The organism is Bifidobacterium aquikefiri (assembly GCF_002259795.1).
In the GTDB taxonomy this organism is placed as follows: Bacteria; Actinomycetota; Actinomycetes; order Actinomycetales; family Bifidobacteriaceae; genus Bombiscardovia; species Bombiscardovia aquikefiri.
Window position 1 is genome coordinate 166,905 of record NZ_MWXA01000008.1, and the last position, 12,589, is coordinate 179,493.

A 12,589-nucleotide genomic window follows, 5' to 3' on the forward strand; every position below is an offset into this window, starting at 1 on the left:
TGAGCGCGAGGGCTATAGGCACAGAGGTGTGTGGGGAATCGTTTCCTAGTTCTTGTGGGAGTGGGTGTTGCTCCTGTTTGATAATTTTTACGCTGGTATAACGGCACGGCACAAAGTATGTGTGAAACATGCCGTGAGGCGTTCTTCCAACTGGGGTTTCGACTGGTTGATAATCCTGTTTGACCTGGGATGCATGAACGCAACCCTGTGCCCGTATTGCGGCACCATCGTGCATCGCAACAGAACCACGAGAGCGGGAACGACCCGATATCGATGCCCGCCATCCCGACCATCCCCACCTCCCTTGTCATCCCAACCGAATGTCATCTCTCGACTCGCTGCGCTCGCTCGGAATAACGGGAGAGGAGCAGGGCATCAACTGGAACGAATTACACGCCGGCACGCCAACGAAGACTAAAAACCCACACATCCGTGCCTATAACCCGAGCACAATATATAGCAATCGCAGCAAGCACGATTCCTATCGCGTTTTTCACACTGCGATTCGGGTCACATATGGCAGGTCATCCACCAGTTTCCACAGGACGGAGGCGAATACGAGCGGAACAGCCGGTTCGAAGATGAAAAACTCTCACCATTATGACGCGTAGGTATTCATTGTGAACTTGCCAAAGTATCCAAGCCTTCAACCGACTGCAATCATGCAATTATGAGCCGAATATGGCTCCTTCCGGTGGCTTCATACTTCGTGAAGTTCACAATGAGCATCGTGCTCCTCATTGCGAGGGCTTGGCAGCCCTTTGTGACACGAATAATCCAAGTCTGAGAAGACACGATAACAACAGAGAAAACGCTACTGATCACTACAAAATCCGGTCAACCGCGCACCGGCAGCACCTCGACCGCCACTCATCCCTGCACGCGAAACGGCTCTTCACCATACTGACATCCGGAAGAATCATCGGCAGCAAGGCAGCCCCTTACAGGTATAATTCTGACAATGAAGAACCTCGTAAAACGAGCATTGCTCAAGTATGCAATCGACCAATTCTTCTCTCCTTCTCTTCATTGACCCTCTTCATTGCCCCGTCGTTCAACGGCTTGGCCTGGAGATACTCAAAAAGGGACCGGGCGAGATGAAGAGGCATGGGCACAATGGGCGTGGGATCACTTCCCAGCAACGCCCGTGCCTTAAGAAGCTGGCTACTTCACGTTCCTATTATTCGCATCGACTCCATGCGGTGAGATTCTCGTTTTTTGGTTGGCGGACGACCGACGAGTAGGGCATTCATACCCAAATTTCAAGTGAGAGAACTTACGCGAACTGGACACGTTCCAACCTTCTCGTGGTGATTATTATTTACATACTGTCTTAGTTCATACATATAATACTTTCAGCACTCGTAGCTTCACGATCATTGGCGAAGAGAGTTACGACACCGCTCGCATCACAACAGATAGGCATCACCATGACCAAGCAGGAATGGATTGAATATTTCGAGGCCGTGCATTCGCGCTCACCAATCGAAAGCGAAATCCTTGCGGCTGCACAAGCCGGAGAGTTCACCACAGACTCTGAACCCCAGCTCTCAGCTCCTCAAGAGCCCCGCTCGCATGACTACGCGCATCCCACTCCACAAAGCCTGCCGACACAGAACCCCGTGCATATGCCGTTAACGGGGCACCAGGTGAGTTCACCGCCAGGAACAACGGAACAAATATCCCCAAATCAAGGAGTCAATCCCCCAGCCAGTGTCTCCTCGGATTCCACCACAACACAATCAGAAGCCAGTGCAGGCAATCGCTTGTCGTGGAAAGCATATTTCCTTTGGCTCAGGCAAAGCTTGATCGCACCATCCCAGAACAGCCAGGTCTCCAATACCTACTTCCCATGGCTCACGATAGGAATGATATCCGTCGCCGCGGCACTCTCGCTGGCACTATACCTGTGGTCCATATTCGCCAAAATTCAACAGAGCAGTCTCGGAAGTCTCGGTTCACTCATGGGCATTCGTGTTTCCAACCCTGTCAACATCGGAACCTTCTTCGCTCTGCTCATAGGCTGCATAGGCATGTTCATCACTGTCGCCTTTTCAACTTGGGTTGGCTTGAAGGTCCTCAAGGAACAATCAATCTTTGCTGATGTGCTGAATCGATACGCGGGCCTATTCGTCCCGATAACTGCCATGTTGTTGCTTGCTGGGCTGTTCTCGCTCATGCAGCTCGCAGTCGTGGGATTATTCTTCATAGTCATTGCATCGCTAACAGTTCAACTATCGACCTCATACATCATTTTCACCGCGGCAAACAACCTGAGCATCGATAATTTCTATGCCAAGCTGTTGGCAATATTCATCAGCCAGATCATTCTCGGTACCATCACCGTCATGCTCTTCACCATTCTCGGGGCAACCGCACTGGGCAGCGTTATCAGCGCATTCATGTCATGAATGTCAATGCTGAACGCCGTAGATCAAACTTCTCATCCCTTTCGTAGTCGCCTAAGGAAACATTCATGGAACCAGACAAATATGCTCGGCTTTTCGAACACATCATCGGCAGAAAGCTCACACCCTCGGAGTTCTTGAAGGCACGAGCAGCAGGTTTTGACCCCAAAGGCATCAAATCCATTGCAAAGATAGAAACTTCGTCCGCGGGCAATCTGGCATTCAGCTCCGATGGAGACGAACCGACCGTGCCCATGGCTGCAAATACAGAGCATTCGTTGCTTCCCGCATCTGCTCATGAGGGAAGTGGAAGCCTTGATAAGTCAACACAACAGTTCGCGCCAGCCGCACTGACCCCAATCATTGACGAGCCAGTCCCTTCTGTCACTGCCACGGCACAGGACTCCGCACAAAAGTCGCAGGCGAGGTCGAAGGGCAGGCTCATAGCGATTATCGCTGGCGTCTGCGCGATCTGCACGATTGCCATCGCAGCATTCTTTACTACCAACGTAACCGATACATCGATCTATCCAGCAAGATCACCATGACCTTCAGCGGCTATGACACATACGGATATGCCAATTACAACAGTTCCGAAGTATACGAGTATTTGGGTCACGAACTTGCGGTAAAAGCGGGTCTCGATGCATACGATGTCAACCTGCGCATGAACGGCATGGGTGCAGCCGAAGATCAAACCGACCCGAAGTACAAGCAGGTTGCGTCATGGCTTGCCTCGGTAAGAATAACCCAGGACAAATATGCTCACTTATCGAACGGGAATGTGGTGACCATCACCGTTTCCGCGCCGAAAGGCACTCCAGTAAGGTCCTTCAAGAAAAAATTCACGGTCGAGAATCTCAAAAAGGTTCAAACCGTTGAGACAGAGGAACTGGTCAAGAATGAGATTACTTTTACCGGAATGAATGGCAGCGGAGTCGCCAATGTAGGCAATGAAGGATTATCCATCGATGAAGGCGACACCTATGGTCTTTCCAATGGCGACACCGTTACCGTCACGCTCAGCCAGGACTATATTGATAGCCTACTGGAACAAGGCAAGGCACCTTCCGAAGAGTCATTCACCGTGAAAGTATCAGGCTTGAAGAATTTTTCTGATATCGGCAAGATGGACACGCTTCTCGAAATGATTGCAAAACTGCCAGCACAGACATATGAGGACAATCCAGCAGATGAATATGAATCCTATGGCGAGCGATACACCATTGAAAGCGGCAAGACCTACGTGCGGTCAGGGTCCGATTCATATTCATACTATGGTGAAGATGACGTTCACAATGACATGACCATCAGTCTGGTAACGGCTTATAAAATCACCAGAACCACCACGTGGGTGGAAGATACATACTCCAACAAGGCAGGCGATGTCGAAACCGAAGTCATGTACACCTATTTCGGATATCAGAACGTCAACGTTTACAACGGCTCGTTGATACTTTCCGACTTGTACTCTATGCAAGACAACTCTGACAACTACGACATGGATGCCGTCTACGCGGAGCTTGAAATGGACGGATATGTAGAATACGCATCGACACAGCCATCCACGTAATGCCTGTGCAAGCGGCCTGCAATTACCCGTGCATCGCTTCTTGCAACAACGCTCAGGCAGCTTCGGTGTATTCACCATTTCAACATCCATCCACGATTCTCTCGACTGAAGCAACGTTCTCGTCGCAGCGACGTATGCGCCGCACCCCCACCTGAAGCACCATCATCCATCATGCCGTTCGGCAAGATTTGGTGCATTTCGATTCCAACAATACGATTGGATCACATGTCGGCTGCATCGCAGGGAGGAGAACGCAATGGTCTTCGATTTCAAGAGAGAATATAAGGACATCTACCGTCCTGGGACAACGCCGAGCATCATTGATGTTCCGCCCATGCGATTCATTATGGTCGATGGCAAGGGTGACCCCAACACAAGCGAGGATTATCAAGCAGCGGTGGAGCTGCTCTACGGGCTCTCATACACCATCAAGATGAGCAAGAAAGGCCCGTACCTTCCCGATGGCTATTTCGATTACGTGGTACCGCCGCTCGAAGGACTATGGAGCCTTGACGATGGCGGCGAGTTCCGGGGCAATGGTGCGATGATTACAGACAAGAGCAAGTTCCTTTGGACGGCCATGATACGTCAACCGGATTTCGTCACGCAGAAAGTCTTCGCCTGGGCCAAGGATACGCTTGCCAAGAAGAAACCCGACCTCGACCTGTCAAAGGCGAGACTCGCCGACCTTGCTGAAGGTCTGTGCGGCCAGGTCATGCACATCGGTGTATACGATGACGAGCCTGCGACCCTGACGCTATTGGAGAAGTTCATCAGCGACAACGGATACAAGACGGAAATGACGGACATTCGCAGACACCACGAAATCTACCTTGGCGACCCACGCAGAACTGCACCGGAAAAGCTCAGGACGATCATCCGCCACCCGATAATAAAACTCATCGAAAGTGAGCAGCTCTGATCCTCCGGTCCCGCACACTGAGACAGCCCTTCTCACACTACAAGACTGACCAACTACCGAGCAATAGGTTGCGTTTCCGAAGTCGTTTCGCAGACACGTCGTACTTTGAAAGTCGGTTTTTCACGGAATTGGCCGGAAAAGTGGCTCGAAACTACATAATCCTTCACGGGCAAAAGCGCTCAGACGCAAAACTAGGCTGTCGGCATGCCTCCTTGACAATCGTTCTCAGGCAACAGAGAATTGCTGCAGACTGCACGCTCAGCAAGCGCTATCCGTTCAACACCATGACATGCTCGTGATGCTGTGTATTACACGAAAGGTCAGCAATGACGGAGCCGGAACAGACATCGAAGAATTCCAATGAAGTGATCGACGCGTTCAAGAAGATTGTGGGAGCGAAATTCGTACTGACATCCTCACGCAAGACCACTCCCTTTTCAAAGGGCTACCGCTTCGGCGGAGGTCCGGTATTCGCCGTCGTCCGCCCAGCAACCCTGGTCGAAATGTGGAAGACGCTGCAGGTATGCGTGGATAACGATCTCATCGTGATCTGCCAGGCATCGAACACTGGGCTGACGGGCGGATCGGGGCCTTCACCAGATCAGCGATATGACCGTCCTGTCGTTATCATCTCGACCCATCGCATCAGCCAGGTATTCCTCATCAACGATGCCCGCGAAGCCATTTCACTCGCCGGAACTCCATTGACGCATCTGACGGATGTGCTCGCACAGGCACACCGAGAGACGCACTCCGTGATCGGTTCGACATCGATCGGCGCTTCGGTCATTGGCGGAATATCGAACAACTCTGGCGGCAGCCAGATTCGCAAAGGCCCGGCATTCACCCGCGAGGCCATATATGCGCGCGTGAATGAGCATGGCAAGGTCGAACTTGTCAATCATCTTGGCATCGCACTCGGGGACGACCCCGAGGCAGCGCTTGACCGCCTGCAGCATGGCAATTGGAAGACCGACGATGTCACCGCTCCCCCAGCGGATTCTCACGAGACCGAATATGCCAAGCATCTTCGTGACATCGTGCCTTCCCCCGCCCGCTACAACGCGAACCCGGATTATCTGTATGAGGCATCAGGCTCAGCCGGAAAGCTGATGGTGTTCGCCGTACGCACGCGCACCTTCCCACTTGAGGTGAATCCGACCATGTTCTACATCGGTGTCAACGACCCTCATGAACTTGAAGAGATTCGCCGAATGTTCCTCGAATCCGACATGGAGCTTCCCATCTCGGGTGAATACATGGGTCGTCTGGCATTCGACATGGCAGAGAAATATGGCAAGGATACCTTCATATTCTTGAATTTCCTCAGCCCCAAGGTTCAGACCTTCATGTTCACCTTCAAGACATGGGTGAATGGCATATTCGCCAAGCTTCCCGGCTTCGGTCCGACCTTTGCCGACACCGTGTCGCAGGCGTTTTTCAGCATATTCCCCAACCAGTTGCCCAAGCGGATGATGCAATACCGTAACCGCTTCGAGCATCATCTGCTGCTGACGGTGAGTGCCGGGCAGAAGGAGCAGAGCGAGCAGATGCTCAAGGACTTCTTCGCCAAGCCCGAGCACGGTGGTGACTTCTTCATATGTAGCCCCGAGGAGGCAAAGAGCGCCAACCTCAATCGTTTTGGTGCAGCAAGCGCCGCAACTCGCTTCGCAGAACTGAAACGCCGTCACATTGCCGGCCTTATCCCCATCGATGTTGCGCTGCGGCGGGATGACTGGGACTGGCTTGAAGTGTTGCCAAAGGAGATTGAAGGCCAGCTCGTGGCAAAGGCGTATTACGGTCACTTCTTCTGCCACGTCATGCATCAGGATTACGTCGCCAAGCAAGGAGTCGACGCCAAGAAGCTTCACGATCAGATTCAACAGCTGCTCGAGGAACGAGGTGCGAAGCTTCCCGCCGAACATAACTACGGCCGCCTCTACCATCTGCCACCCGAAATGGAACAGCATTTCAAGGAGCTCGATCCAACCAACACCTTCAACGCAGGCTTAGGCGGCACCTCCACCAGCAAGGACTGGGCATAACTGAAGTGAACAGGTTGTGCTTTGCAAGTCGTTTTTTCAGAGTTTTAGGTCATAAAGCGACTCGCAAAGCGCAACGTACGCTCATCCTCCTGAATCTTCAATTCGAATGCGCCAAGGAACCCACCGACGCGAATATTCACTCACCGAGATAGGCGCGGTGCAACGTGGCGATGTCCAGCTTGCTCATCTTCATGAATGTCTCCATCACGCGTTTGGTGGCATCACTGTGTGGATCGTCAATCCAAAGAGGCAGCTCAGTGGGTGCAATCTGCCAGGAAAGGCCATATTTGTCTTTGAGCCATCCGCACACCTGCGCTGACTTGTCTCCGCCTTCGCTGAGTCGATCCCAATAGTAATCAATATCCTCTTGGCTGTCGCAGTTGACCACGATTGAGATCGCTTCGCTGAACTTGAACTCTGGGCCGCCATTCAAGGCGATAAAGTTCATCCCGTTGAGACTGAACTCGACCGTCATGACGGAATAAGGCGGCTTGCCATGAATCTCCTGACCAGCGGTTGTGTAGTACTGAGTTCTTGTGACTTCAGAATCCTTGAAAATCGAAGTGTAATATTGCACCGCTTCTTCGGCTTGACCATCAAACCACAGACATGTTTGCATCTTTGCAATCTTGCCAGTCATAGGTACCCCTTATGAATCGCTTGCGCTATGCAAGCACCACATGGATTTATCAATTACATACTCGCTGTGAACTCGACATCGTTCACTCCCCCATAGCAGATACTCAGCGATCACCATCGCGTATCAACCATGATATCGGAACGTGGTTCACTTTTACATCCTGCGGCAGAATATGCCCTATACAATCCGTCTGTCTGCCGCCCAACGGGCAAGCTCGTTGCGATTGGAAAGCTGCAATTTTCGCAGCACCTTGGACACATGAGTTTCCACGGTTTTCACGGAAATGAACAATTCCGCAGCCGTTTCCTTATAGGTATATCCTCGCGCGATGAGCCGCATGACTTCCTGCTCCCTGGCAGAGAGCGAGTCGAGCTCGTTATCGTCGTCAATCTTCTTCGAGCTGCCTTGCATGGTCTGAAATGTCGAGAGCACGAAACCAGCGAGTTTTGGCGAAAACACTGCATATCCCTCATGGACCTGTCGGATGGCCGAAACCAGCTCTTTCCCTGATACTGTTTTTGTCACATAGCCTTGGGCACCGGCGCGAATCACCGATCCAACATCCTGAGGCGAATCTGAAACCGATAGTGCGAGAAACACGGAATCGTGAGAAAGCGGTTGGGAGTTCGTAAGAATTTCCGCCCCACCACCGCCCGCTCCACCGGGCACATGGACGTCAAGCAACACCACATCTGGCTTGCTTTCAGCAATCATTGCCACGGCACCTTCCACATCCGCTGCCTGTGCAACGATATCGAAGAAGGGCCGCAACGTCGATATGACACCAATTCTGAACATCTCGTGATCGTCCACCACCGCTACTCGGATGCGTCGTGCTTCCTTGCCGCCAATTGTGGAGACAACGTGTTCCACGAGGTCTTCGGCAGGACCTGCGTCGATTTCGTCCTCGTTCAATCCTTGGCCTCCCCATCTGATTTGAGCGGCATGTTCATCCGCACCTCGCTACCCCAATGAGGCTTCGATACTATGGTCGCGCTGCCGCCCTTGCGCTGCAACCTGCCGACGATCGACTCACGTATGCCCAGCCTATCGAGAGGAATCGCATCCACATCGAATCCGTCGCCATGATCGCGGACAAACACCTCGATCGCATCGTCATGAACCTCGCAATAGACGGAAATCGGTTCGCCACCATGCGTCGCAGCATTGAGCAGGGCCTGACGCGTCGCATCGAGCAAGGCTTCGCTACGCTCGCAAGGGTGGGCATCTGCAACGGTCACCACCTCGATGGCCTTGCCCTGCTCCACTTCGATCTTGGCCGCTATGTCACGAATGCCCGAACTAACCGAACGTTCGGCAGGAATCCTGGTCTGATACAGCCAATCTCTCAGCGAGCGCTCCTGCGAGCGCGCCAAGGTCGCGACAGCGCTCGGCTCGTCCGCATGCAGCTGAATCAAGGCGAGCGTCTGCAGCACGCCATCGTGCAGATGGGCAGTCATGTCGGCACGTTCTTCCTCACGTTCCTTCAACGCATGTTCGGCACCAAGCTTGTCCATCATCGAATTCGCCCACGGAACCAAGGCAACCGCGACTCCGGTAAGCAGCAGCAGAGCGATGAACACGACTTGAGCAGCCTGCATGAGCGCATAGGTACTGCATGCATATACCACCAATGCCAGGAATAGTAATGCTATTGCGATAAACAATCTGGTCATCATGCCGCTGCCGCGCGCGGCAGCGGCATGATGAGCGCCGGATACGCCGACATCGTCGCGATCGATCTGCAGCCAGGATAACGCCATGGCGCTGGCCGTGAGCAAGACCGGAACGATCACGTTCACAGGCAGCCCCCGTGCCGCGAGCAGCCATCCGAAGCTAAGCATCACGATCGCTCCTGCACCAATGATGAGCGGCATTGACGTTCGAGCCGTCACATGCGGTGATTTCTCATCTGGCCTCACACCAGGCTGAGCTTCTTGCAAGGCATCGGCAACATTGCCTTTGGCAAGCGGCGAGACGTGCAAGGCTGCGCCATCGGCTTGCGAGACGGTGGGATCGCCAGCGCGCACGCTTATGGTGAGGAGCACATAGGCGACGATCCCAGCGCCAAAGCAGGGAATCATGGCGAGGGCGATCAGTCGTACCACCCATGTGCGCATGCCGAGATGCAGTGCCACACCTCGGCAGACGCCGCTGATGAGTCTTCCCCTTCGTGGTCTGAGCAGCGGATATCGAGCCGGAAGGAGCGCAGGATTGCCGGAAGGTCCGGCGGCGCGATGCGAACCGGCGGCGCCACGGTGCTCAACCGTGTCAGCCGGCGACTGCCAGTCCGTATTCTCTGTCCCCGTTGCGAAGTGCATGATGCCATTATTGCCTATCTGAGCGCTGCTTCGCATTCGTTCAGCAGGCTTACGGCGAAGAATCAGGGATAAATCAGGGTGTTCCCCCACACCTGGAACGCGGGAAGACTGATGTAATGGTTACATGAACAACACGCACAGGGATGATTCACCAATGAACGAATCACAGATGAACGAACCACCCATGAACGAATCGAAGCCGCATGAGTCGGCATCATCTGAATCGACACCGCCAGGTCCGCAGTCTCGGTTTTTCGCCTGGATTCGACACTGTGGCGTCGAACGCAGCGACGAGCGCTGGATCAGCGGGGTTGCCGGCGGCTTGGCGGCACGACTGGGCTGGGACGTTGTGCTGGTGCGCGTGCTGCTGGTAACGTCGGTGCTCTGCTTCGGATTGGGAGCAGCGTTCTATGGCCTGCTCTGGTTCGTGCTACCCGACCGTCGCAGCAATGTGCTGCTTCTCGAAGAACTGATCGAGGGGCGATGGGATTGGAGCTGCGTCGGAGTCTTCCTGTGCATCATCGTCGCCTTGGTCTTCCCCGGCGCGGGACTGGTCGTTCTCGCCCTATCGGCCCTCGCAGGGTTCATGCTGATGCTGTGGAGCAAGAACACAATAGCGAGTAACTCGATGTCGGGAGATGCAGCGCAGGGGCAATCAGCGCCGGGAACATGGCAGTGGCAAGACAGCCCAACGCAACCCACCGGCCCTGATTGGGCTAGATCTCAGCAGCCAAATCAACAGCCAAGCCCGCAGTCAAACCCGCAGTCAAACCCACGGCCGCATGCGCCCTCCCCGCAATACACCTATGCCGCGCAACCGTATCGATACCAGCCGAGAACGATTGCTGTTCGACGCCGCTCGGCCGGACCCGTTGTGGTGAGCGCCGTGATTGGAGCAATCTTCATGGCTGCGGCGGTCTTGCTCGCCATTGCCTCATTCAACGGCTTCTCGACGTCACAGACCTTGAGAGTCGCCACATGGTGGTCGTGTGGAAGCATCATCGCCATGGGTGTGACGCTGGTGATTCTGGGATGCCTCGGTCGACGTTCAGGGGGATTCATACCTTTCGCGCTGCTTGGCCTGGTGCTGACCTTCACTCTGGTCACGCTCAGCGTGGGCACCGGTTACGCGGTGCTCACCTCCACCCGTGACACGAGCGGATTCACACGCATTGCGGTTGCTACTCACACCTCCATGGGTTCAACTCCTGCAGAAATGCGAACGTATGAGCGGGGCATTCTCTTCGATGGCAGCGATCGCAGGCAAGCCAGTATGAGCACCGCAGTCATCGACCTGAGCAATTACGCGCTCAATAACCCGAAGCGCACGGCCAAGCCTGACCATGACACCGAGCAGAAGCAATCCGCCTGTCCGAGCGGAACCGTGCGTCTGGGCATCCTCGAAACCAAGACGACAATCATCATGCCAACATCGTGCGCATACAGCGTGAACGGATCGCAGGCTCGCACCCAGACACGCAGCAGTGTCGGCGGCACCTTCGTGATGCTGGGCAACAACGACATGCTTTCGTTGCATAGCTGGACCAACATAGACGATCAGGGTTCCGACTCTTCGAACGACGCTGCTTCCCATGATATCTTGCACATATCAACGCCAGCGATGATCGACGCAGAACTCACCGTGACCTATGCCCGCTGATCGAGCCCTGCACCGCACGCGCAACAGCCAGCTCAACACCGCAATACCACGAAGCGAACTCTCATAAGGACCACTCATGATGAACAATGCAGCAGACGATCGCAACCATCTTCAAGCGAACGATCCCGAATCCACGCAGTCGCTCGATCTGCACGATGAGCAGAATGAGCAGAATGACGCGAATACCGTCACGCAGCGGCTCAGCCTGCCTCAGGGCGATGAGATAGAGCATAACGAGGACGAGAGCAACACAACAGACAGCGCGCAGACCGAGAGCCTGACAACTCGAATCGCCATGATTGCCGATGAAGACACAGTTTCCAACGAACACGCCGTTCACCACGAAGACGCAGCTGCCGGCGATACAACACGCGCCGGCCATCACGCCCCCGATTCGGCACGACCCACACATCCGACCGACATCCCGCTCTATACCCGATCGAGCGCCTCAACACCCACAGGCACAGCAATGAACACTCACAGGAACGGCGATGGAAATCGGCCAGAACGGGATGCGCAGGGGAATATCATCGTTCGCAAGCAGGGTGCCAGCATGGCAACCATAGTTTTCGGCAGCATGCTCATAGTCTGCGGACTGCTTGGGTCGCTCATGTTGTGGTATGGCGATTCTCGAAATTCCCTGTCATTCATGAGTGTGGATTGGAGGCTGGCACTCGCTCTCGCATGCTTCGCCGTTGGTGCCGTGTTGCTGCTTTCTGCAATATTCTGGGCCGTAAGCACGGGAATTCGCCGTCTGCGGCGCTGAATCACAGTCTTGCTGCGCGCAATGTCTCAACACGCTCAACCCTTGTGCCCAACAACGCATGAAATTGCCCAAAAAATAATGATAACGATGGAGATTCATTATTTTGTTGCCTACTCTCCGCAATGACTGCTTAAAATCGTTGAAACGACGGTACTCAATTCGGCAAAAACATCGGATTATCCAAAACCAGGCAACAAAATAATTATGTCGCTCGATGTGATCGTTACCAACACAAGAAGCTGTGGCATATTCCG

10 protein-coding genes are annotated in these 12,589 nt (G+C 54.0%); 7 read left to right on the forward strand and 3 right to left on the reverse strand.

What is annotated here, in order from left to right; genetic code table 11:
• Positions 1-1,379 precede the first annotated feature (1,379 nt).
• The 5 genes from BAQU_RS08845 to dld all read left to right on the forward strand — a co-directional run bounded on the left by BAQU_RS08845 (position 1,380) and on the right by dld (position 6,948).
• Positions 1,380-2,411: a DUF6574 domain-containing protein gene (locus BAQU_RS08845; RefSeq protein ID WP_158215681.1), complete on the forward strand. Its 1,032-nt coding sequence runs from the start codon at positions 1,380-1,382 to the stop codon at positions 2,409-2,411.
• Between the two features lie 65 nt (positions 2,412-2,476).
• On the forward strand, positions 2,477-2,956 hold the full coding sequence (locus BAQU_RS08850; RefSeq protein ID WP_094694804.1) for a hypothetical protein: 480 nt from the start codon (positions 2,477-2,479) through the stop codon (positions 2,954-2,956).
• Positions 2,953-3,981 (forward strand): hypothetical protein, encoded by a 1,029-nt coding sequence (locus tag BAQU_RS08855; RefSeq protein WP_094694806.1) that lies wholly within the window; start codon positions 2,953-2,955, stop codon positions 3,979-3,981. Before BAQU_RS08850 ends, BAQU_RS08855 begins: the two co-directional genes overlap by 4 nt.
• 256 nt (positions 3,982-4,237) lie before the next feature.
• Positions 4,238-4,903, forward strand: a complete 666-nt coding sequence (locus BAQU_RS08860) for a GyrI-like domain-containing protein (RefSeq protein ID WP_094694808.1) — start codon at positions 4,238-4,240, stop codon at positions 4,901-4,903.
• Positions 4,904-5,229: 326 nt separating this feature from the next.
• Positions 5,230-6,948, forward strand: a complete 1,719-nt coding sequence (gene dld / locus BAQU_RS08865) for a D-lactate dehydrogenase (protein ID WP_094694810.1) — start codon at positions 5,230-5,232, stop codon at positions 6,946-6,948.
• Positions 6,949-7,084: 136 nt separating this feature from the next.
• Here dld and BAQU_RS08870 read toward each other — a convergent pair whose 3' ends face one another.
• From BAQU_RS08870 to BAQU_RS08880, 3 genes are all read right to left on the reverse strand, one after another.
• Positions 7,085-7,588, reverse strand: coding sequence for a VOC family protein (locus tag BAQU_RS08870; RefSeq protein ID WP_094694812.1), 504 nt, complete (start codon positions 7,586-7,588; stop codon positions 7,085-7,087).
• A 177-nt stretch (positions 7,589-7,765) separates the two neighbouring features.
• Complete coding sequence (locus tag BAQU_RS08875; RefSeq protein ID WP_094694922.1) at positions 7,766-8,440, reverse strand: LuxR C-terminal-related transcriptional regulator; 675 nt, start codon at positions 8,438-8,440, stop codon at positions 7,766-7,768.
• A 59-nt stretch (positions 8,441-8,499) separates the two neighbouring features.
• The gene (locus BAQU_RS08880; protein WP_244568501.1) at positions 8,500-9,999 is read right to left on the reverse strand and encodes an ATP-binding protein; all 1,500 of its coding nucleotides are present in this window, start codon (positions 9,997-9,999) and stop codon (positions 8,500-8,502) included.
• 64 nt (positions 10,000-10,063) lie between these two features.
• Here BAQU_RS08880 and BAQU_RS08885 point away from each other — a divergent pair, with 64 nt between their 5' ends.
• Together BAQU_RS08885 and BAQU_RS08890 are read left to right on the forward strand one after the other, a co-directional pair.
• A complete protein-coding gene (locus tag BAQU_RS08885; protein WP_158215682.1) occupies positions 10,064-11,569 on the forward strand; it encodes a PspC domain-containing protein in 1,506 nt (501 codons plus the stop codon).
• A gap of 76 nt (positions 11,570-11,645) precedes the next feature.
• On the forward strand, positions 11,646-12,335 hold the full coding sequence (locus BAQU_RS08890) for a hypothetical protein (protein WP_094694816.1): 690 nt from the start codon (positions 11,646-11,648) through the stop codon (positions 12,333-12,335).
• The last annotated feature ends 254 nt before the right edge of the window (positions 12,336-12,589 follow it).

What these genes read in the sequence shown, in the direction of transcription:
- dld (WP_094694810.1), top strand. Translation starts at nt 5,230, where the DNA reads ATGACGGAGCCGGAACAGACATCGAAGAATTCCAATGAAGTGATCGAC.
- BAQU_RS08870 (WP_094694812.1), bottom strand. Translation starts at nt 7,588, where the DNA reads ATGACTGGCAAGATTGCAAAGATGCAAACATGTCTGTGGTTTGATGGT.
- BAQU_RS08850 (WP_094694804.1), top strand. Translation starts at nt 2,477, where the DNA reads ATGGAACCAGACAAATATGCTCGGCTTTTCGAACACATCATCGGCAGA.
- BAQU_RS08860 (WP_094694808.1), top strand. Translation starts at nt 4,238, where the DNA reads ATGGTCTTCGATTTCAAGAGAGAATATAAGGACATCTACCGTCCTGGG.
- BAQU_RS08890 (WP_094694816.1), top strand. Translation starts at nt 11,646, where the DNA reads ATGATGAACAATGCAGCAGACGATCGCAACCATCTTCAAGCGAACGAT.
- BAQU_RS08885 (WP_158215682.1), top strand. Translation starts at nt 10,064, where the DNA reads ATGAACGAATCACAGATGAACGAACCACCCATGAACGAATCGAAGCCG.
- BAQU_RS08855 (WP_094694806.1), top strand. Translation starts at nt 2,953, where the DNA reads ATGACCTTCAGCGGCTATGACACATACGGATATGCCAATTACAACAGT.